Raw genomic sequence first — 21,723 nt, forward strand, 5'->3', positions numbered from 1 at the left:
AGCAGAGGAAAGCTTGTGGATCATGACTTTACTTTAAACTGACTTAGTTCCTCTTGCAGTTTGCCAGATAGCTGGTTCAACTGTTTTGACAGATCCGCTACCTGTTCGATACTATCCAGCTGCTCCTGCGTGCTGGCGCTTACTTCTTCCGTCGATGCCGAGTTCTCCTCTGTGGTGGAAGAGATAATCTCCAGTGCCTGGAATATCTCATCTTTGTGTTTGTGTACATTGGCGGTATTAGTGGTAATCTGCATCATACGTTGCTGCAGATCTTTCAGGTCTTGGTTAATACTGAAGAATACATGTTTGGTATCTTCTACGGATTTGGCATTCTCCTCCGCAATCTTCATACCGCGCATGGTATGTTCAACCGATAGGGTCGTTTTCTCTTCAATAACATTCACCTTTTTGTTGATTTCCTCTGTTGCCTGAGCCGTCTGTTCTGCAAGTTTGCGGACCTCTTCGGCAACGACGGCAAATCCTCGTCCATGTTCGCCAGCACGTGCAGCCTCAATGGAGGCATTCAGGGCAAGCAGGTTTGTCTGAGAGGCTATCTGTTTGACCGTATCCACAAAACTGGATATTTCATTCCGACTCAGGTCAATCTCCTGGATAATAGAGGACATTGCTTGGGTGGACTGATGGTTCTCCTCGGACCATTTTGATAATTGCTCCACGACCGCGAGTCCTTGGCTGCTCTGATCGGCAGATGTCTGCACGACCGTTCCCATAGCCTGCGCATCGGTCGCAATTTCATCGATTTGGCTGGATAAAGAGCCTGTTTTGCGTAAAATATTTTCCGTTTCGATGGACTGATAATTCGTTGCATTGGCAATCTCGTTAATAGCTGTTGATGTGTCATTCATGGTTACAGCTGTTCGAGAGGAGATGGCTTGCAGATCATTCGACGACTGGTTCAGGATTTGCGCCGAGCTACCGACCATTTGCAGCATGCTCTGAATTTTCTGCACCATGGAATTCAAGCCTGTGGCGATCTGTCCAATTTCATTATTAGATTTGATATCCAGTTTCACAGTCAGGTCACCTTGTTCAATCTGTTTAATCTTGGCCAGCAGCTGTGGTATGGAGCGTAACAGACGGCGAAGGGTAATGTAACAGATAATCACAAGTAGAAGGGTGGCTGCAGCAAAACCGCCAAGCGTAATCCACGTGAATGTTTTTAATTCCGCGAGAACTTCTTCTTCGGATATGGTCAGACCAACGGACCATCCCGTATCCTTGCTGGTTGCGTAGCCGATATAACGACGTTCCCCATTGTCGTTCATAAGCTGTACGCCGTTTTCACCGGCAAGCATTTTCTTGCCGATGTCCCCTATGTCCCCCGTACTGTCCAGGATGTTCTCCTTCAATACCTTCTCTTGATCCGGATGGTACAGAATTTCCCCACTCTTGGAGAGCAACATGGAATAGCCCGTGCTTCCAAGGGAATAACTCTCCATAATCGCCGGAATATCCTTGAATGCAATATCCGCTGCGGCAAAGCCGATCGTGTTGTTGTTGTCGTCTTTGATCGGATAAAAGATACCCATGAGTACATCGCCTGCTGCAATATCAATGTACGGATCGGAGAAATAAAGTCCGTCTGCGGCGGTAACCGGCTTGTAGTATGGACGTGACTGGATATCAAAGTCCGGTGCAGATACAACACCATCGTTTTGAATCCAAAAGCCTTTTCCATCCAGACCCGCCACCCAGGCATCGGCAAACGAAGGCTCTGCCTTAACGATAGCGGCGAGTGTCGCCTGTGTTTCCGCAGCGTAGGTAGAACTTGCCGCATCCGCAGCAGATGCTGTTGTTTCTATGTATTGCTGAAATAATGTGTTGGTGGACATTTGCTTGACCAGCGCGCCCTTTTCCTTGAATAGTGCATCAAATTCACTAACAATGGCTTGTGTCTTGGTCTCGAGCATGGATTCCTGCTGTTTCACCAGAATGTTTCGTGTGCTTGCAAACATAAATGTTCCCAGTACGGCAAAGACAACTACGATAATGACGAGCAGCACAATGGACAACGTATTTGCCATACTGGATGTCCGTGCTCCCTTTTTCCCCCACTTGTTCAACATGTTCGACATATCCCATCTCCCCAGATGATTAATAAAAAGCTCAAAACGCCTAAGTTATATGTCGGCATATTCTATAGTTTTCTGTAGATTTCTGTCGAATAATCCTGAAAGCAACGGGAAGGAAAGGGCTGAGAAAATGAAAGGGGGAAAGAGGATAGGTATGAAAAAAAACAGGGTCCAGTGGTGGTTCATCCAGGTAATGTTGTTTATAATGGAATGAATTGGAACCATAGGCGTGGAAAAAGGGGGATTATCTGTGAATAAGACATGGCATGCTTCGATACAGGGGGTTCCATGGAATGCCGAAAAGATGCACCAGGCGGTGCATCTGTTGCGCCGCAGAGCAACGGTTCATTTTCGCGTTGACGCGGATACATACGAGGACCTTGCCGAGCTAGATGCTAAAGTGTTCTTTGCCCGGCCGGATCTGATCCTGCACATATCACATATGGACCCTAAAGGGGTATATTCGTCGGGATTTTTAGGGCGACTGGCACAGTTGAAACATGTGTCTGCCTTGCAGCTTGATCTTTCGCAGGCACAGGATTTGACGATACTGGGTGCGATGGAGCAGATGCAGTTTCTAAGATTGAATTCACCTGCAAAGGCGACCGGGCTCGATTTTATTAAACACTACAAACGATTGACCTTTCTTGAACTGCGTGGCAAATTCAACGGATTTGACTCCATTGCGGCTTGTCTCCAACTGCATACGCTCATTCTGAACTGCACGGTCGAAAGTGTTGATGTGTTAGCGGAATTGCCCATGCTTCAGTATCTGTCACTGGATCACTGTGAGTTAAAAGGGGGACTGGATGTATTGACACAGTCGACCATCTCGATGTTGAAGCTAAGCTCTGTTCGCAAGCTGACGAGTATTCAGGGACTCGAACAGATGCGCGGGTTGGAATATCTGCATCTGTCGTTGCCCAAGTTGGAGCAGTTATGCGACTTTTCCCATCTGACCTCTCTCAGACAGCTCGAACTGGACTATATGAAATCGTTGCGAGATACCACACATCTATGGACAGCCCGTGCTTTGGAGTCTATTGAACTGAAAGAGATGAATACGGCGCTCAAGGCGGATTCGTTTGCTGGACTAACCGGGATGGAGCAGTTGCGCCAAATCGATTTTCGTTTTATTGATGTTAATAAAGGACGGATTGCAGCTATGCGTGATCAGCTGGCCAAGGCAGGAAAATCCCATTTGTTATATGAAAATATCCCTGAACATGAACGCATGAATTCCATAGGTATTGCACACTTGTCGCAAGTATTAATGTAAACGAGCTTTTGTCCAGCATATATACAGAACGAACTTAGGTGAACGGACCGATTGAGGCGGGCAGATGTCTTGTTATCTAGGTGTTTGTATCCGTTAATGCGGGTATGTTGATCTCTTTCACGCAGGCCGCTTTGGACAAGCTGATAATACATCGAACGATGGCGACCATATCCTGTAGGGGAATACGGGTCCCGTCATACTCGGCGAGTGCACGTTCCATTCCGTCTTCATACGGAATTTCTGCCGCCAGTTCTCCCGGATTGATACATGTCACCGCGATCCGGTCATCTCTCGTATGTTCTCTTAGAGCTTCCGTGATACCCCGTATGGCAAATTTGGAGGCGACAAAAGAAACCTGGCTGCTGCCTGCATTGCTCAAACCGGCTGTTGAACCGATCAGGATGATCTTCCCTGCTTCAGATTGGCGGAGCTGAGGCAGTAAAGCCTGTATACATACAATCGTAGAAGTCACATTCACATGGATCAGCTGACTAATATCTGCGGGTTCATCCTTATCAAACGTGTAGTGCTCTTCAAATCCTTCCTTTTCCCAGATTCCCACGTTATAAATAAGCACATCCAACGTCTCGCCTTGAAGTTGGCTGGCAACTTGCTCCGCGGCCTGAAGCTCGGAAAGATCAGCTTGAATCCATATTCGCTCGACGCCATCCTCCACGGACAGACTTTCCGGCTTGCTGCGGGAGACCACCCAAACTTTATCGCCGGACTGTGGCACGCCTCGGACGAATGCATCGCCCAATCCTTTACTTGCACCGAAGACAATTATATTTTTCACATGAAACCCTCCTTACAGATTAGAAATGATTAAGTATTTACATTAATCTATATCTTACTATAGAGGTGATATATGGAACATGAAGTTTACATGAGTTATGCTTCATCCTTATCAAGATTCGGGATTTTTGAAGTTAAAAGGTGAAGCTCTTCATAAGAAATGTACTGAAAGGACCTGGCTCCACACATGGTGAAGTCCAGGTCCTGATCAATAAACGAAAAATTAATAACCGAATAAAACTACATTTATTCTACGCGGAAATAATCGAAATCTGCATATCCTCCGGTAGACTTCGTTGCATAATTGAATAGTGCAAACCGGTATCCCATAAAGTGTGGCAGGGTGTAAGACATTTGAAGTGTATTGCCAATGGTTGTCCAGTTGCTGCCATTCAGGCTATAAGCAAAGTAGGCTTTGTCGGTCTGGTTCGTAAAATCACAGATGAGGCGGAGATAGATTCTGTTCTGGTTTAATGGCACAGTTGCTACTTCAGTCATGATGCCAGAACTGGCATTAGCCATAACGATGGATTTGGTGCTGCCCGTCATTTTTACCCCGACAAAACCATATTTGGCCTGAAAAGCAGCGAGTCCAGCATAATCACCATCCTTCATGCCTGCTGTATCCAAAGCGGTCATCCCTGTGCTTTTTGGACCAAAGGTTCGTTGTGTCAGCGTGTTGCGGGCTTCTAACAGGTTTTTGCTGAGTTTGCCTGCGGTTAACCGCATGAAACCGGGCCGCTGGAGCAGGGACCAGTTGGCAGCATCAGGGTTATGATTCCACTGCCAGAAAGTAGCGAGACTGGATGTACCGGAAGATGAATTGCTCGTCAAGGAGACGTCATCCACATAAAACGCCATCAGATCATTGGTCGGGTCCGGATTCGAGTTATACGGTGTTTCCACAAAAATAAAGCTTTGGGACAGGTCTGCATTTGACGGAACGGTATACGTACCTTGAATGGTACCCCACTGTCCGCGGGTTAACGTCGCACTGCCCATAATGGTAATTCCGGTATAACTTGCACCGTTCTGGATGCTAAGATTGAACGTTTTGGTTGCAGGACCAGTAGTGTATTTGATCTTTGCCGAAAAAGAGTATGTTCCTCCCGGTACCAGCTTGCCTGTAACCATCTGTTTGGCTCCGCCTGCTGTCTGCTGTCTGCCGCTGACGAGCAGACTTTTTGTACCGCTGAACGCTTCGGCATTTGTTACGGTGATGTTCGCCGTATTATTGCTGGTCCACGGCTGAATGTTACTTTCCTCAAAGCCGCCGTTCACTAACAGTTGCGTTACTGAGGGTGTGCCTGATGTGGTTGCGTTGAACTCATCCGACCCGTAGATTTTGGCAGCAGGCTGACCTTCAACGGGCATATTCATGTTAAGGGGAACCTTGCCGTTCACCCCAAACACAGGCCAGTTATCCGACCACGTCACAGGAACGAGATAGGGGATGCGTCCAATGGCCCCACTATCACGAAACAGCAAGCCGTACCAAGCGCCGGATGCGGTATCCACGATGCCTCCTTGGGCGATTCCCGAGTCTCTGAGTACAACTTTACCTGTGTATGGACCTGTCAATGTGTTTGCACGATAGGCAAGCTGAATGCGACCATCACCCGAAGGCCAGGCAATCAGGAATACATAGTACATACCATTGATCTTCTGAATGTGTGCTCCTTCTGCCTTTACAATCATGTTGGAGCCGGCTACACTGCTTGCGTTTGGAATCAGGACCTGATTGAGCCCGCCGGATTTGACGGATTTGGCATCTGGTGTCAACTCAACGATACTGATGTTATCACTGCCATGAACAAGAAAGGTTCGATTCCCGTCAAACAAAAGGGAAGGGTCATGGTAATAACTGTTCAATGTGTAAGGTGTCCATGGTCCTGTTTCAATATTGCTGGTTTGGTAAATATACGTCTTGCCCGTGGAAAGTGAGCCAAAGGCCACATAATATATACCGTTGTTGTACCGTAAGCTGCTTGCCCAGGAACCACGTCCGTACTCGTTTTGTCCATTGTTCAGATTCTGTATGTCCCCGTTCCCAAGCATATCGTATACATAGTTTACGATGCTCCAGTTGACCAGATCATAAGACTTCATGATGGGTACTCCCGGATTCATATGCATCGTTGTGCTTGTCATATAAAATGCATTGCCCACCCGAATGACGTCACTGTCAGGAACATCCGCGTAAATAACCGGATTGCTGAACGTTGCGGCTGAAGCAGCGGGACTTGTCAAAGGGAATGATGTTATAAGCAAAGGAAGAGCGAGTAGAAGAGTACTGATTTTTTTCCACATATTCTATCCTCCCAATTGATCATGTCCTATGAATTAAAGAGAGTACTCCAGATAATCAATGTAAGCATCCCAAGTACCATTATCCGTTGTTACGACCAGCTTGATTTCCTGATTGCCTGTAGCGTGAGTGATGCCGGTGAGGGTTTGAACGGTCGGCTCCGTTCCAGTGAAGTAGAAAGAACCAGCGGTTACACCCCCGATGACCAGATCAACACGAGCTGTATTATTGTTGTTGGAAGCGCCGCGAACAGAGAATTGATGGGTTGGGAATGCAAAATATTGATTGTATGCTGCATAATCATTGTTCCCGTAAAGAGCGACTCCATTAAAAGGGGAACTGATTACGCCAGCGTATTGGCCGCCAAGCGTCATATTCTCGGCTTGGTAACGGGTAACGTTTGGATTGGGATTAGGATTAGGATTTGGGTTAGGGTTGCCGCCCGAACCGGATGTGAATTGCCAGTAGTCCAGTTTGAACAGATTTCCATTGCCCGAGCCTGTAAACACCAGATACAAACGATGTACCCCTGTAGCATTGGTAACATTGGTCTCCATCTCGCGCCAAGTTTGCGAACCACCAGTTGAGCTTACGTTAAGTGTTCCAACTAGTGGGCCTGTCGGACTGTCCAGTCGAACCTCGATGTTGCCATTTCCGGTAGAAGCGACATTGGCCTTGAACTTGGAGGCTCCAGCTGAGCCAAAATCAACATTACTGACCGCGATCCAATCCCCGTTATGAATGTTAGTGACATTCTGATTGGCTACAGGGCCACCGCTCGCTTGACTTGGTTCAGTGTTAATTCCTGCTTGCCAGCCAATGGTTTCTGCTTCCACGCGGACATACGGGTTGAGGCTAGTAGTCTGAGGTACACCTGTCATATTCCCCTGAACTTCCTGGATTGTTCCATCCGCATTATGTGTCAGTTTGTTGATATGTGTGGAACGGTACCCTTTACCATCACCGAGGAATGCCTTGCTTACCGTTTGCGCATGGTACGCCACATACCATTCGTTGTTGAATTGGAACACGGCATGGTGGTTATTGCCGCCTACGCCGAAGAATGTGCCAGGATTTTTCAGAAAGTGTCCTTTATACGTGAAAGGCCCCATCGGACTGTCGCTGACCATGTATCCGATCTCACCTTTTGGATATGCAGTGGGATGTGTTCCCGCGAAGTTGATACAGTAGGAATAATAATATTTGCCGTTATACTTGTGGATGCCGGAATCTTCGAACATATAAGGAGAATCAATAGTCACAGCACTGCCCACCACACTGGTCATGTCGGCACCGAGACGAATGACCCGAGCTGTTTTGGGATTGGCAATGGAAGCAGCGTTGGTATCGTTTGGAATGCCGCCTCCAGCATACAAGTAAGCAGAACCATCATCATCGACAAGTACAGCCGGATCAAAGAGCCAGGTTACGCCGGACATACCCGGTGTTCCGTGTGTCAGGAGGGCACGTCCGAGCGGGTCGGACCACGGTCCAATGGGGGAATCCGCCGTGAGTACGCCAATACCTCCACCTGAGTTGGCAAAATACAGGAAAAACTTTTCTTTGCCAGCAATGGTTTTCTTCGCCATGGCAGGAGCCCAGGACTGAGTAGCCCATTTGGCAATCCCTTGTCCATTATTCGCATTATTCGCGCCCGCTACCGGGATGGAACCATGGTCTGTCCAGTTCACCATGTCAGCTGAAGAGATGACGTTAATTTTCCCGATCGTGCTGTACTGGTTCTCTCGGACAGAGCCGTCACTGTTGTACAGATATGCATCACCTGTCATATAGACATAGACCCGATTGTTATGGACGAGCACATAAGGATCGGCTCCCAGTTTATGATCGATGAGGGGATTAGAGTTTCCAGGAAGTTTGGCAACGGCTGCATTGGCTGCATGGCTGGATTCAACGGGCAGGGTGACAAAGATTAGCAGACACGACAACAACAAAACTAGCGGTTTACGAATCATACGTTTCGCCTCCATGAGATTGGATTAGTTGGTGAGCTGAAATTCAGAATAGCTGAGATGATGAAATGCCGAAAAAACGAAGAGATTTCCCTCATGTCACCCCCTTCTTGAAATAATGGTTAGGTTGGCTGTTAGGATAAGTCTTCATGTTGTCATATATGGTTTAAGCCAGACGACCTGTGCACCGGGTACGTGGTCACGGCAGCAAGGGGAGTGGCTATAACCCGAAGTAAGCCTGCATCTATGAGTGCGATTAGAAAAGCTATAATCTGTCAGGTTTCTTTTTGTAATCGCTTTCAATAAAATGGGTTAGAACACTGAAATTTGGCGAAGAAAGAAGTTTGGTCACATTTAAATGTAATTATTTTTCATATTTTCTTTTAAATGTTTATTAACTTGACGATATCATATCACAATTTTAAGATAATACAATCTTTTTCTATTTTTAGTAGAGAATGAAGAAGACCATTATTATTCTGTGTGTTTAACATTGGGCTTGATGGTAAAAATACTATCTCGTACTCTATAAAACTACACTTTCAAGCATAGCTTTGCCCGGCCAACAATTAGATACGAGAAAAAGACGTCTTAAGCTGCGACCGTTTCCCTGGAATCTACCGGGGGAACGGTCATTTCGTTATTTTCTGAAATCGATCCTGGTTACATAACAAAATCTACTCTTACTTGCTGACCAACTTTGACATTGCATAATTTCTTCTCTTTGTTGTACAGATTCCAATTTTTGTATAGCTAAAGCCCTGTGCGTAAAGGGTTGTTAAGTGATAATGGTGGATTGCCCCCTGTGTTTTGTCCACACCGTTGATTGAGTGTTTGAATATTACTATCGAGTGAGCTTATGCCAAATACTGCTAGACTCAGAGGTTCATAAAGGTGGGATGGGAAAATGGCTATTTTGTCAACTGGGCCGATTGAAAACAATCTGGTTTCCGGGGTTAGACCGACCCAACAGGTAACGATTAGATTGGTAAGTCGGGCTGAGGTGGATTCTGTAACAGTATCCATTCAGGGGTATGTGCTAAGCACAACAAGAACGCTGTATGTGAGTGAAGTAATCAGTATTGCCCCTAATGAAGCAGCGACCAGAAATTATTTTGCAGATTTAGATGCTTTTGAGTTTGTTTTTGGAACAGATGTGGAAGGCGTGGAGGAAGTAGAGATTTCAGTGTGGGGCAAACAAGCCTCTGGACAATTGGTTGATGCACACCGAGTGGTACAGCACGAAAAAACAGTTAATGACATCTAGCAGATCAAAATCCCCAAAAGAGGAGATGTAGCGATGAGCTTTTTATCAACAGGGCCGATTGAAAATAATGCTGTTAGCGGTGTAAGACCGACTCAGACCGTTACTGTCAGAATTGATAACCGTAGTAATGCCACAGCTTCAACCGTACAGATACAAGGGTATTACATGGAAAGTGGAATAAGAGTACTGTACGTCAGTGAGTCTTTTGACATCGTACCCAATCAAGTAATAACCAACAACTATTATGCTAATTTTGATGCCTTCGAGTTTACTTTTTCAACACCAGCGACGGTTAATGATCCTGTTCAAGTATCAGTATGGGGTAAGAGCAGCACAGGCGCATTGGTAACTGCCCATCGTTTGGTTTCTTCCGAATTGCTGGGTGAAACCCCAAGCATCAACGGAGCTACAGGCGCGACCGGGGCTACGGGAGCGACAGGCACACCAGGGACAGCTGGAGTGACAGGTGCAACAGGCGCACAAGGTACAGCGGGAGCAACAGGAGCGACGGGTACGCCAGGTACAACCGGAGTAACGGGAGCGACAGGTACAGCGGGTACAACCGGAGTAACCGGGGCGACAGGTACAGCGGGCACAACCGGAGTAACCGGGGCGACAGGTACAGCGGGCACAACCGGAGCAACGGGAGCCACAGGCACAACAGGTGCAACCGGAGTAACGGGAGCGACAGGTACAGCGGGCACAACCGGAGCAACGGGAGCCACAGGCACAACAGGTGCAACCGGAGTAACGGGAGCGACAGGTACAGCGGGCACAACCGGAGTAACGGGAGCGACAGGCACGCCAGGTACAACAGGAGCAACAGGAGCAACAGGCACGGCAGGTACAACCGGAGTAACGGGAGCGACAGGTACAGCGGGTACAACCGGAGTAACCGGGGCGACAGGTACAGCGGGCACAACCGGAGTAACCGGGGCGACAGGTACAGCGGGCACAACCGGATTAACCGGGGCGACAGGTACAGCGGGCACAACCGGAGTAACAGGAGCGACAGGTACAGCAGGTACAACCGGAGTAACAGGAGCGACAGGTACAGCGGGTACAACCGGAGTAACCGGGGCGACAGGTACAGCAGGTACAACCGGAGCAACGGGAGCAACAGGCACAACAGGTGCAACGGGAGCAACAGGCACAGCGGGTACAACGGGTGTAACGGGAGCGACAGGCACGGCAGGCACGGCAGGTACAACCGGAGCAACCGGGGCTACGGGAGCGACAGGTTCTGGAACAATTATTCCTTATGCATCAGGACTTCCCGTTGTCTTGACTACAGTTTTGGGTGGACTTTTGAATACTTCCAGTTTAGTTGGTTTTGGCAACAGTGCTACCGGAGTAAGTGTTAACGGAGGAATTATTGATCTCACAGGCGCTGCAGGCACATTGCTTAACTTTGCTTTCTCGGCATCGCGTGCAGGAACGATTACTTCACTGGCCGCTTATTTCAGCACGACAGCTGGACTTAGTTTGGTTGGATCTACAGTAACCTTAACTGCACAATTATTCAGATCCACTACACCTAATAACTCCTTTACAGCTGTACCGGGTGCATTGGTAACCTTAGCTCCTCCACTGACCGGCATTTTGGCACTGGGCACAATATCCAGCGGAGTGACAACAGGACTGAGTATTCCGGTATCTGCCGGTGACCGCCTGCTTATGGTGTTCTCAGCATCAGTAACAGCCGGAATTGATGTGGCTACAACCGTAGCTGGATATGCAAGCGGCGGCCTTACCATCACTTAACGGAAAATGGGCTATATAACAGATTTAAAGACAGGGACCCTTGCCAACATGGTGAGAGGTCCCTGTTTATGTGTGTGCTTTTGTTTTCAAACTCTCTTCAAATGAAAGATAAGGACTATACAAAAACATAAAAAGAGGAGGATTGCTCCTCGCCTCGTACATACCGTGGCCTACTCAAATTCACTCTGTTTTGGTTAGGCTGTCTACGACAAATTTTAGTTGGGCTTCCAACGAAATTGGGTCACTAAACACGAAGCCACGGCTTTCCTCGCGATAAACGTGATTATTCTGGACAGCAGGGAGGTTATCCCAGATAGGACCTTCAAAAACGGAATCCCCACTCTTATCACCTGTCCATCCACTTTTAAGGTTTTTTGGGATTTGTACTTCACCGTTTCCTTTATAGTCTTCCAAAAACTATGACCAATGCCAGAACTATAAAAAAGATATTTACGCCGAGCTCCCGGTACTCTTTACGCCGAATATGAAACAGCATCCCGAAAAGGGTGACCGTAGCCAGAGCAATCGCGGCGATGGGTGTAAGCACAGGAGTGATGTTCAGCGCCCAAGGCAAAACTAGGCCAAGTGCTCCTAGTAGCTCCGCGATACCGATCAGAACAACTAGATTCTTCGGCACATCATTGACCCAGGCCCAGGTCTTTTTTGACGACTCGATACGAATGGTTTTCATCCATCCTGAATATACGAAACCTAGCGCCAATATGATTTGTACGATCCATAACGTTACATTCATCTTTTCTTTTCCCCTTACTTGCTCGATTTTAATATCTGCCTCTATACTAAAGTGAGAAAGCCGAATCAGGAAGTAGGCACTTAAACCTAACCAGGTAACCAAAAGTAAACCTGGGTATGGTCAGAAAGTGAGGAAAAAGAATGACGGTGTATTGCAGATTCGGAACGGCCTTGGATATCCTCACGGGTAAATGGAAATCTTTGATTCTTCTACGCCTGCTGAGCAACGGTACAATGCGGTTCAGCGAATTACAAAAAGCCATTCCAGATATTTCGAAAAAGATGCTGACCCAGCAGTTAAAAGAACTGGAGTATCACGATATTGTGCATCGGGAAGTGTATCCGCAAATTCCGCCAAAGGTCGAATACTCGATTACGGAGTACGGACAGCTCATGAAACCTGTGCTCCAGACAATGAGCAACTGGGGAGCCGGCCATATGCAGCATATGGAGAAGCTGTACGGCGAAGAAGATGAAAAAGGAGCACACCCATCCTAACCTCGGAAAATCGATTCCTTGGGGGGATAGGGTGACAAGGGAGAGTTAGTTTTGAATAAACAAAAAATTGTGATCATTGGTGCAGGGATTGTTGGGGCGTGTATGGCCTATCATCTAGCCAAACGAAATCAAAATGTAACCGTTATTGAACGGCATTCAGCCGCGGCGCGTGAAGTCACGGAAAAATCATTTGCCTGGATACATACGACGCATAGAGTGGCTCCTGAATACTGGCATTTGTACGATGCAGCTGTGGGAGAATATCACACACTTCAGCAAGAGTTGTCCGAACTGAACATTCATTGGCATGGCGCGCTAACTTGGGACACTCCGCCTCTAAGGGAGCAACACTTTCAAAAATTAAACCGGGAGCAGCTTGAGGCATTGGAGCCCAATCTGAAGGAATATCCGGATGAAGCCATGTTTGTCAGCGAAGAAGGTGCGGTCGACCCTATTGCTGTAACGGAGCTGTTGTTGAGCAAAGCGCAAGAGTACGGAGCAAAGATTCAGTTCGACACCAACGTTACACAGCTGAAGCAAGAGGGTTCCCGTCTGGTTGGTGTTCATACATCCAAAAGTTTTGTGGAGTCGGATGTTGTGGTATTGGCGGCAGGAACAGGTACACCCGAACTTTGTAACCCGTTAGGTTGTCACGTGCCGGTAACTTCGTCACCTTCGATTCTGATTCGGATGAAAACTGCTAATAAACTGATACACACATTAATATCCAATGCGCAATTTGAAGCGCGTCAACTGACAGATTATACGCTGCTGGCTGCGGAAGATTATATCGACGAGTCGGAGGAAAACGGACCACAGGCGGTCGGTAAGCGAGCTTACGACACATTGCGTCACAGTCTCAAGCACGGAAATCAACTGGAACTGGAGAGCATAAAGGTTGGATGGAGACCCATGCCTGAGGACGGTTATCCGATTGTGGGCTTCCATGATCACATTGATGGACTTTATCTGACGCTAATGCATTCTGCAATTACGCTGGCGCCGCTGATTGCGAATCTGGCTGCAAGTGAAATTATTGATGGCAAATCAAGAAATGAATTAGACCCTTGTCGCCTCTCACGGTTCTAGGATCACTCCACAACGAAAAGGACATCGCTCAAGTGGCGATGTCCTTTTCGTTGTGTATGATTGTTGGAGTCTTCTACACTTTCCCAGTAGCCACTGGATTCTCCTCATAACTAAATCGCTGGCGATTGGCAATTCCATGCTAGCCATTTATCTACCTGTGAAACTAGCTAGCAGACGTGGCACCTTGACTTTCAAGCCACGGGATTAATTCGGCTGAAAAATTGCGTTTTGCCGTGTCCAGTGGAGTCATTCCATCCCAGGTGGCTATCCAGTTCAGTTCGGCGCCGTGGTCAAGCAGGTATTCGGCTGTTTCTCTTTGACCTCCATGGCAAGCGCACCAGAAGGCAACGGTTACTGCATCGGGAGGAGAAGGGGAGGTGCTTGTTCCCCAAGGATAACGTTCCGGGAGTTTGACTCCTTTAAAATGTTCTAGTATGGCGTGAATATCTCCTAGGGCGGCCGCATGCCAAAGGGCAAAGATCGCACCGCGCTCAACCAAGCGTCGTGCTGCATCCCATTGTGCAAAAGCAATAGCATCGTCCAGCGGTGTGCCACCGGCGATCACCGCGCCAGGCGCTTCCATGTCTGCACCAGCATCAAGAAGGGCATCGAGCACTTGAACATCATTGGAGCTTGCAGCCCAATGCAAAGGTTTCTCGATGTTTGGACCGACCAAAGGAGCGTTCACTTCCGCACCGAACTTGATCAATACTCGCACGGTATCCGCTCCATGAGGGAAGTGCCCCGGCCAATCCGTCACCACGTGCAGCAGCGTTCGAGAGATACTGGAGTCTGCATCTACGTTGTCAGGCTTTCTTTCCAATATTCTTATCTTTGCCAATCCCGGATTCTCTGTCAGTTGCTGCTCTAACGTTGGAATATCTCCAGTGTGAATGGCTTGAATAACGCTCACTGCAAGTTTTTCATCTTCGTAAATAAATTCCATGCTCAAACCTCCTTTCAGGCTTATATCCATATTCATGTATATGGTTCTTATCACATAAGCATCTGAATTGCACATCTGGCATGATACTCCGCGAGACCCCTAGCGAATTGTTGATCGGGGAATTGTCTGTGAAGCAGTTTCAATCCTCCTGATATCAAGGACAAATGATGGCAAAATCGATAAAATGTCATCCGCTCCGGGTCGAGATCGTTATTTTTTAAGTAGTGATAAAAGTCTCCAAATCGAAATTCCAGAAAGCTATGCTCATATTCGAGATCGAAGAATCCTGCGCCCTCAATATCAATAAGGCATGGTTGCATAGCATGATCTATCCATATATGATCCGGACCTAACTCTCCATGAATGAAACTATAGAGATCTCTGGGTTGAATGGCTGCTTCCAATTCGTAAAGTTTCTCAAGCAGCCTTTCGTTATTTTTCCTGATATCTGTCATATGTTTGGATGCATAGGATAAGGCTGTTTCGGCATCCAAACGCTGAATTTTGTAACAAGGTCCAGCCTTTTTGCTGTTATCGTTGGCGTTTCCATAAACGTTTCTTTGGATGTTATGCATAGTAGACAACATATCCCCGATCCGTTGAAACAACTCATTCCGATCTTTGTGATTTTTATGCTGGAAATAGGCTTCGGCTTTCTGTCCATCCACATACTCAACAAGAGCAAAATCATAAGCGTGCCGGTCTCTATCGTTATTCAGATCATACAAAGTTGGTGTTCGAATTCCATGTTGAGCGAGAAAGCGAGTATTCAAAGTGAAAAGTTCGCTGCCATAGGAACTGTGGAAAGTGGGTTCATTCAAGATCTCTTCCTGAAAATAGTTGCTGGAAATATCCCAAACGTACAACATACAAGTGAAACCATTCGTGCAATCAATTTTGTAAATGACTTTTTGTGCGCCTCCATGAATTCTTGCGCTCTGCGTTATGTGGTAACCGGCACCAAATACATTGTACACATAATCCTGTAATTCTTCACGAGTAAGATGGTTGTTGGACATCATTGATGTATGCTCCGTTTCATCTGTATTTTGCCGGCCAGCTACCTAAATATATAGAATATTTTCCCAAAAATATAGACTGTTTATTTTCAATCTGTTAAAGTGTTGATTAAGGTCTGTATATTCATATGTATATTAAAGAAAGGGGTCGGGTACTCACGTTAGTGGGTGATCCGGCCCCTATTTTGCATGCAAGTTGACTCTCTGTTGACTATATATGACCAATGATTTTTAAGGAGCTGGGAAGCCATCTTACATTTCAATGAACATCTTTTATTATGGAACAAGGCATCTATTAAAATAATGGATATTCGCCATATAACTATGCAAAGGAAGGAGGGACTTTACTCCTATCGATTCCCTGCGAGCTGTTTCTTATACACGGTGCGTGGCAATGCTGTTATACAGTTGGATGGAGAAGATCATCAGGTCTCGCGATTCCATGTTTTGCATGGTGGGAAGGGCTGTTGCCTGAACATTTTGCCTGTTGAAGAGGTCCTTGAATATTATATGATTTATTACAAAGCCATCATCCCGCTACCTGAGCGTCAGGATATCCTGGTCTTGATGGAGCACCGTAATCCCTTCAAGCTTCAATATGGCTTTACACCTGATCAGCCTGTTTCCTTGTTAAGCAAAGTACAATACATGATGACAGCTTGGGAAGAGCAAGAGGCACTGGAACAGTTCCATGTGAAGTCATTATTTTATCAATTTGTATACGAGTTATTATGGCAAATCCACAATCGACGCTTGCCTACAATAAAGCCAGACCTGGTTGCACAAATGAAATACTATATGCAGGAACATTACGCTGAACCCATTACAATGGACCTGTTAGCAGAGCTTATGGACAGCAGTCCACGTCACTTATCAAGGCTATTCAAACGCCAGACTGGTCATAGTCCGATTGATTTTGTCATTCAAATCCGGATGAACAAAGCGAAGGAACTGCTGCTTGCTACAGATGCTACTTTACAGGAGATTGCCAAGGCTGTTGGTTATCCGGATGGTTATTATCTTGCTAAAATATTTAAAAAATATATGGGGATTGCACCTATTCGTTATCGAAAGCAGCATGAAAGTCCTAATGTACCATCGAATGTGGCACGATTAGGCATTGTACAGGATCTAACTTCCTTATATATTGATAATGATTATCATAATCAGCATATATTTGAGGAGGAATTATTGATGTACAGAAGTAGAAAGACACCCTTGGCTATCACATTATTACTTTGTTTAACCCTATTGCTCAGCGCTTGTTCAACTGGTGGGGCAGGAAGTCCTTCGGCAAATGAAGGTTCTGGGAAGCCAACGAACCAGGTAGCGGCCAACAGCTCTAACAATACAGCTACACAATCTCAAATGAAGACCGTAACCACCATAAAAGGTGATATTGAAGTACCGGTTAATCCACAACGAGTGGTTGTCCTGTATCTAATGGGTGATTTGCTTGCTTTAGGCGTAAATCCTGTGGGGATTTCTTCTATAGAAGAAGGAGCGGCTTTTGCGAGCGAACTGGAAGGTGCCACCTCATTAGGAGCATTTAAGCCGGACCCGGAAGCAGTAACTGCGCTTAATCCCGATCTCATTATTGTTACCAATGAAGAAATATATGAAGGACTTAAAATGATTGCCCCTACAGTATATATTCCTTATGACCTGCCAGTAGAAGAACGTATGAATTTGCTTGGAGAAATTCTGGGTAAAGAGGGACAAGCTCAGGAGATGTTAGATAACCTTCATAAAAAGGTTGAGCAAAGCAAGGAAAAACTTGAACAAGCAGGTATCTTGGATAAAACCGTCACAATTATGGAAAGTAACAAAGGTTCCATGGCTGTAATGACAGGCTTGGGTTATGGCCGGGGGTCGCAGATTATTTATCAATATTTAGGAATGAAAGCACCTGAAGTCTTGCAACGTGAAATTGAAAACGCAAGAAACGATGCGACAAGCAAGGACGTTTCTTATGAAGTATTACCTGAATATGTGGGTGATTATATATTCCGTTCTTCCTTTGAAGGAATGGTTGATCTGTCAGACAATTCAATTTGGAATAACATCCCGGCAGTCAAAGAAGGACGTCTGATTGATATGAGCTTTGGTTTATTTTTCTACAATGATATTTATTCATTAGACAAACAGCTTGATTTTATTGTGGATAACTTGCTTAAAACCGCGGAGTAATTGGAGGGGCCATTTACCCGTATAATCGATTGAAAGGCACTTCATTAGGAAAGGAGGCATCATTTTTTGAACTATTATTTTCTGGAATCTCAATATCCACGTAGAGGGTTTATTAGTGGCGGAACAACCTTCACTCCCCAATTAGATATGAATTATTTGGCGATAGAGAATCCGTTGCCCGAGGGAACAACGGCAGAGGTTGAGTTACTGCCTACGGTGCGGGACCTGAACGTGGATTATTTTGAGACGATCACAGGAACGAGACATGTATCAGATCGTTTTAAAACGCTGTTGGAGGAAACGAAAACAAATACACAGTTTATTCCGACAACGGTGTGTTACCACGACGGTCGTGCGGTTGAAAAAAACTATTGGACTGCACATCAGCTCGATCGTTTGGATGTTTTCGATTATGAACGTTCGGAATATGGGCGCAAAGCGGTCATTGCTGCATCTGTACAACAGCCTCCACGTAAGATCGTCAAAGTTGTATCTTCAATCTGCCTTCATGAAGAGCGAATTGGCGAGCATGAATTTTTTATGCTGGATTATATAAATATCTTCAAACCCATTGTTTCAAAAGATTTTTACGAATTATGCCGAAAACATAAGCTAAATCTGAACGTGACAGAAGTCGGAAATGTAAGCATCTAAAATGCTACATGGATATAATGAAAGCACAGAGAAGCCCGCGCAAAACGTGGGCTCTTTAGTCTTTATTTTTGCCCGTTAGCCACGGCATTCCCCTCTTAGCTAATCCAGTCGCTCCAGCTTCCGGAATACAACTTCACATTCGAGAATCCCGCTTCTTGCAGTGCAATCACGTACGGACAGGTGATTAAGCCTGAAACGGAGAGTGTAGTAGTATACCTGCGCGAGTTCAGAAACATGAAAGACATACATAATTTCCATGCAACTTAATTTCGTTTGTTCCAATCTCTCAAGTAGGGTCCTCAAGTTACTAGAACTATTTTAGTTTTACACGCCTTTCGTATGATAAGTATAATGACATATTTTTTTGTTTTTATAAGTTTTTTCTTTATTTTCAGCTATTCAATGTTACTTTTATTGACAAAAAAATATTGTTGTAAATGTATTTATATGTTATTGTGTGTTTGTGTTAGAAAATATTACATAGTATAGAGGGGGAGCGTAATGTTTATTAACCGAACGATTAGGAAATTTGGGGTTTCAGTAGGGATTATAAGTATGTTTACATTTGCTCTACCTTCAGTGGGCTTTAGTATGCCACTGCAACCAACAACCATCGATAAGGTAGAAGGTGATTATTATGTAACGTCTGCGATTGAGAACATTCGCTGGGGATCACTGCCTAATCGAGACAGCTCTCCGATTCTTACTGTACCATCAGGAAGTGCTGTAACATTTGATACGGTATCCCATGAGGGATTGATAGAGGATCAGGGGAGAAATCCAGTGGAGTACTTCGGCAAATTCGGTATCTCACCCGATGGAGTGTTGGATGATGCGAAGGCAATTGCGGCTTCTGCGATTAAGCATGATTATGTAAAAGACGGACCTCATATTATCACTGGGCCGGTAGCGATTGAGGGAGCGGAGCCAGGAGATGTTCTTAAAGTAGAAGTCCTTTCGTTGCAGACTCGAGTTCCGTATGGTGTCATTTCTAATCGCCATGGTAAAGGTGCTCTTCCTAACGAATTTCCAGAAAACACAGGTCCACAAGAGGGAGCTAGCGCAACAAAACCGGAATTATATAATAATGTATCTATATTTACGCCTATTGAAGAAATCAACGGCAATTGGTATGGGGTATTACCAACAAAAGCTGGCAAGAATGTACGTTTCCCAATTAACCCGTTTTTAGGTGTTATGGGGGTTGCACCAAATACCAGCGAAGTTGTGAGTTCGATCCCACCTATTGAAACAGGAGGGAATATGGATATTAATGAGTTGGGTGTTGGTGCAACTATTTATTATCCGATTCAAGTTAAAGGCGGGCTATTCTATACTGGAGATCCGCACTTTGCTCAAGGAGATGGAGAAGTAGCGTTAACTGCATTGGAAGCTTCCTTAAGGGGGACAGTTCGGTTAACGGTGTTAAAGAAAGGTGATCCATCACTGCCCCATCGTGGAGAATTCACGCAACCCTTTGCTGAAACAGAGGATTATTGGATTCCAATTGGACTGGACCCTGATTTGGATGAAGCAATGAAAGAATCCGTACGTGAATCGATTCAATTCTTATCCGATAAGCTTGATATGGATAGAAGTGTAGCTTATGCTTACCTATCGGCCGCAACGGATTATGAAGTATCTCAGGTGGTAGACCGAACGAAAGGCGTTCATGGACTCATTCGAAAGACCGATTTCCTTGAATATGTTGACGTTGCCATGAATGTAGGTGGTACGACAATCAAACCGGTTGTTCATAACGATGAGTTTTACGTACCGATTCGAACAATTTCGGAGCTATTGGGCGGTACAGTAGTATGGGATCATAAGACGCGTACAACTCAAATCAAATTAGGCACGAAAAATATAAGTGCTCAAATTGGTTCAGATGTGTATTCAATTAACGATAAACTAGTGTTCAATAGTAACGTACCAAAGCTTTTAAATGGCGAAACTGTAGTTCCGGTCTCTGTTATTAATGAAATACTAGGTGCTTATGTCAACTGGGCGACGATCGACAAGACGTTAACAGCAAATGTATCGTTAAGTAAAAAGCAATAATAATAGATTTCATTATTCAATCGTGGTGGACAGATGTCCATCACGGTTTTTTTGTTATCATGAATCAAAAAAAGCTGCCAATTTATGTCTACTTCGTACAGAAAGGCGCTTGTTGGAAACAAATAAGGAGAGTGTCTTTAATTCGAACAGGATATTTTCTCAAAGGGCCAAACGAAGTTTATAGCCGAGTTTATTAGGTTATGACCAGAAGCCCGCGAAAAACGCGGGCTTTTGTAATATCTAAATATGTTGTACGGTTAGCAATCCAATATCAGTCCGGTTTCACGGTATTTATAGGCTGCTTAGTTTTCGATGATAATTCTGTCCAACTTGAGATTAACCGGATGTGCCAACGTATCTCCAACCGGGCACTTGTTCTCCAGGAATTGTACAAATGCTTCAACCTGCTCTTGGGGAGAATCTGTTTTGATACGGAATGTATACCGAATATCGGAATAGCCCGGACGCACCTCTGATTTGTCGAAAAAGCCATCCAGGTCAATATCGCCTTCTACATCCACAAAAAAATCCTTGAGATTCACCCCAAATTTAGGTGCATATACCCTAGCTACGATCGACTGACATGCTCCCAGTGAGGCGAGTAAAGCTTCCACCGGATTCATGCCGGTATCGGTTCCACCCAAGTTTTTGGGCTCGTCGATAATAAACTCGAAGTTTCGAGATGTTACTTTCACTTGAACTCCGTTTTGCAGATGAGCAGATGCTTTAAACGTTTGGAGGGCAGCCATTTTGTAGTCTCCTTTAGTGGGTTTATTGATACTGAATTTATTCATAGTTTTCCGCTAAGATTATATTAGATTGGATAACTTGCGCTGTCAATCCTCAATTTCCCAATATTTTTGATCTCGGGAACAGCGCAAAGAAGCATATGCTGGTCTCTAAAGTTGCTACTGCTTATTACATTTAGAAGCGGGTGATTACCAAAAAACCACCCCTGTCCTGCAAAATTGAGGGAGAGAGGTGGCTGGATGAACGATATTCAATTCCTTAGATTAATGATTTTTTAATGCTGC

16 protein-coding genes and 2 pseudogenes are annotated in these 21,723 nt (G+C 45.5%); 8 read left to right on the forward strand and 10 right to left on the reverse strand.

What is annotated here, in order from left to right; all coding sequences use genetic code 11:
• Positions 1–20: 20 nt before the first annotated feature.
• On the reverse strand, positions 21–2,096 hold the full coding sequence (locus tag NSQ38_RS13575) for a methyl-accepting chemotaxis protein (protein ID WP_339789952.1): 2,076 nt from the start codon (positions 2,094–2,096) through the stop codon (positions 21–23).
• A 247-nt stretch (positions 2,097–2,343) separates the two neighbouring features.
• On the opposite strand from NSQ38_RS13575, the gene NSQ38_RS13580 reads away from it, so the two are divergent.
• The gene (locus NSQ38_RS13580) at positions 2,344–3,372 is read left to right on the forward strand and encodes a hypothetical protein (protein ID WP_339789953.1); all 1,029 of its coding nucleotides are present in this window, start codon (positions 2,344–2,346) and stop codon (positions 3,370–3,372) included.
• 76 nt (positions 3,373–3,448) lie between these two features.
• Here NSQ38_RS13580 and NSQ38_RS13585 read toward each other — a convergent pair whose 3' ends face one another.
• From NSQ38_RS13585 to NSQ38_RS13595, 3 genes are all read right to left on the reverse strand, one after another.
• A complete protein-coding gene (locus NSQ38_RS13585; RefSeq protein WP_339789956.1) occupies positions 3,449–4,168 on the reverse strand; it encodes an SDR family NAD(P)-dependent oxidoreductase in 720 nt (239 codons plus the stop codon).
• Between the two features lie 245 nt (positions 4,169–4,413).
• Complete coding sequence (locus NSQ38_RS13590) at positions 4,414–6,477, reverse strand: family 43 glycosylhydrolase (RefSeq protein ID WP_339789959.1); 2,064 nt, start codon at positions 6,475–6,477, stop codon at positions 4,414–4,416.
• Between the two features lie 33 nt (positions 6,478–6,510).
• Positions 6,511–8,451, reverse strand: a complete 1,941-nt coding sequence (locus NSQ38_RS13595) for a carbohydrate-binding protein (protein WP_339789961.1) — start codon at positions 8,449–8,451, stop codon at positions 6,511–6,513.
• Positions 8,452–9,355: 904 nt separating this feature from the next.
• Between NSQ38_RS13595 and NSQ38_RS13600 the strand changes: the two genes are divergently transcribed.
• Positions 9,356–9,715 carry a hypothetical protein gene (locus NSQ38_RS13600; RefSeq protein ID WP_339789964.1) on the forward strand — a complete coding sequence of 120 codons (360 nt, stop codon included), beginning with the start codon at positions 9,356–9,358 and terminating at the stop codon, positions 9,713–9,715.
• A gap of 33 nt (positions 9,716–9,748) precedes the next feature.
• On the forward strand, positions 9,749–11,479 hold the full coding sequence (locus NSQ38_RS13605) for an exosporium glycoprotein BclB-related protein (protein WP_339789965.1): 1,731 nt from the start codon (positions 9,749–9,751) through the stop codon (positions 11,477–11,479).
• 180 nt (positions 11,480–11,659) lie between these two features.
• Here the strand turns inward: NSQ38_RS13605 and NSQ38_RS13610 are convergent.
• Both NSQ38_RS13610 and NSQ38_RS13615 read right to left on the reverse strand, forming a co-directional pair.
• Positions 11,660–11,845, reverse strand: a pseudogene (locus tag NSQ38_RS13610) (iron(3+)-hydroxamate-binding protein fhuD); the annotation flags it as partial.
• A gap of 34 nt (positions 11,846–11,879) precedes the next feature.
• Positions 11,880–12,233: a DoxX family protein gene (locus tag NSQ38_RS13615; RefSeq protein ID WP_339789966.1), complete on the reverse strand. Its 354-nt coding sequence runs from the start codon at positions 12,231–12,233 to the stop codon at positions 11,880–11,882.
• A gap of 140 nt (positions 12,234–12,373) precedes the next feature.
• Between NSQ38_RS13615 and NSQ38_RS13620 the strand changes: the two genes are divergently transcribed.
• Together NSQ38_RS13620 and NSQ38_RS13625 are read left to right on the forward strand one after the other, a co-directional pair.
• Positions 12,374–12,730, forward strand: a complete 357-nt coding sequence (locus tag NSQ38_RS13620; protein ID WP_339789969.1) for a helix-turn-helix domain-containing protein — start codon at positions 12,374–12,376, stop codon at positions 12,728–12,730.
• 51 nt (positions 12,731–12,781) lie between these two features.
• Complete coding sequence (locus NSQ38_RS13625; protein ID WP_339789971.1) at positions 12,782–13,819, forward strand: FAD-dependent oxidoreductase; 1,038 nt, start codon at positions 12,782–12,784, stop codon at positions 13,817–13,819.
• 163 nt (positions 13,820–13,982) lie between these two features.
• Here NSQ38_RS13625 and NSQ38_RS13630 read toward each other — a convergent pair whose 3' ends face one another.
• Entirely contained in the window at positions 13,983–14,765 is a 783-nt protein-coding gene (locus NSQ38_RS13630; RefSeq protein ID WP_339789974.1) for an ankyrin repeat domain-containing protein, read from the reverse strand.
• Positions 14,766–14,815: 50 nt separating this feature from the next.
• A complete protein-coding gene (locus tag NSQ38_RS13635; protein WP_339789977.1) occupies positions 14,816–15,787 on the reverse strand; it encodes a phosphotransferase in 972 nt (323 codons plus the stop codon).
• Between the two features lie 477 nt (positions 15,788–16,264).
• Here NSQ38_RS13635 and NSQ38_RS13640 point away from each other — a divergent pair, with 477 nt between their 5' ends.
• Together NSQ38_RS13640 and NSQ38_RS13645 are read left to right on the forward strand one after the other, a co-directional pair.
• Positions 16,265–17,974: an AraC family transcriptional regulator gene (locus NSQ38_RS13640; protein WP_339789979.1), complete on the forward strand. Its 1,710-nt coding sequence runs from the start codon at positions 16,265–16,267 to the stop codon at positions 17,972–17,974.
• Positions 17,975–18,040: 66 nt separating this feature from the next.
• Positions 18,041–18,628: a DUF1629 domain-containing protein gene (locus NSQ38_RS13645; RefSeq protein WP_339789980.1), complete on the forward strand. Its 588-nt coding sequence runs from the start codon at positions 18,041–18,043 to the stop codon at positions 18,626–18,628.
• Positions 18,629–18,723: 95 nt separating this feature from the next.
• Here the strand turns inward: NSQ38_RS13645 and NSQ38_RS13650 are convergent.
• A pseudogene (locus tag NSQ38_RS13650) lies at positions 18,724–18,822 on the reverse strand (sulfurtransferase); the annotation flags it as partial.
• A gap of 307 nt (positions 18,823–19,129) precedes the next feature.
• Between NSQ38_RS13650 and NSQ38_RS13655 the strand changes: the two are divergent.
• A complete protein-coding gene (locus NSQ38_RS13655) occupies positions 19,130–20,689 on the forward strand; it encodes an acetamidase/formamidase family protein (RefSeq protein WP_339789983.1) in 1,560 nt (519 codons plus the stop codon).
• 302 nt (positions 20,690–20,991) lie between these two features.
• On the opposite strand, the gene NSQ38_RS13660 is transcribed toward NSQ38_RS13655, so the two are convergent.
• Positions 20,992–21,438, reverse strand: coding sequence for an OsmC family protein (locus NSQ38_RS13660; protein WP_339789985.1), 447 nt, complete (start codon positions 21,436–21,438; stop codon positions 20,992–20,994).
• Positions 21,439–21,723 lie beyond the last annotated feature (285 nt).

Origin of the sequence: Paenibacillus sp. FSL R7-0313 (genome assembly GCF_037969885.1) — a bacterium.
Classification (GTDB): domain Bacteria; phylum Bacillota; class Bacilli; order Paenibacillales; family Paenibacillaceae; genus Paenibacillus.

Bases quoted from the DNA above. Each gene is read 5' to 3' on its own strand.
- NSQ38_RS13575 (WP_339789952.1), bottom strand. From the start codon at position 2,096: ATGTCGAACATGTTGAACAAGTGGGGGAAAAAGGGAGCACGGACATCC.
- NSQ38_RS13590 (WP_339789959.1), bottom strand. From the start codon at position 6,477: ATGTGGAAAAAAATCAGTACTCTTCTACTCGCTCTTCCTTTGCTTATA.
- NSQ38_RS13595 (WP_339789961.1), bottom strand. From the start codon at position 8,451: ATGATTCGTAAACCGCTAGTTTTGTTGTTGTCGTGTCTGCTAATCTTT.
- NSQ38_RS13600 (WP_339789964.1), top strand. From the start codon at position 9,356: ATGGCTATTTTGTCAACTGGGCCGATTGAAAACAATCTGGTTTCCGGG.
- NSQ38_RS13605 (WP_339789965.1), top strand. From the start codon at position 9,749: ATGAGCTTTTTATCAACAGGGCCGATTGAAAATAATGCTGTTAGCGGT.
- NSQ38_RS13615 (WP_339789966.1), bottom strand. From the start codon at position 12,233: ATGAATGTAACGTTATGGATCGTACAAATCATATTGGCGCTAGGTTTC.
- NSQ38_RS13620 (WP_339789969.1), top strand. From the start codon at position 12,374: ATGACGGTGTATTGCAGATTCGGAACGGCCTTGGATATCCTCACGGGT.
- NSQ38_RS13630 (WP_339789974.1), bottom strand. From the start codon at position 14,765: ATGGAATTTATTTACGAAGATGAAAAACTTGCAGTGAGCGTTATTCAA.
- NSQ38_RS13635 (WP_339789977.1), bottom strand. From the start codon at position 15,787: ATGATGTCCAACAACCATCTTACTCGTGAAGAATTACAGGATTATGTG.
- NSQ38_RS13655 (WP_339789983.1), top strand. From the start codon at position 19,130: ATGTTTATTAACCGAACGATTAGGAAATTTGGGGTTTCAGTAGGGATT.
- NSQ38_RS13660 (WP_339789985.1), bottom strand. From the start codon at position 21,438: ATGGCTGCCCTCCAAACGTTTAAAGCATCTGCTCATCTGCAAAACGGA.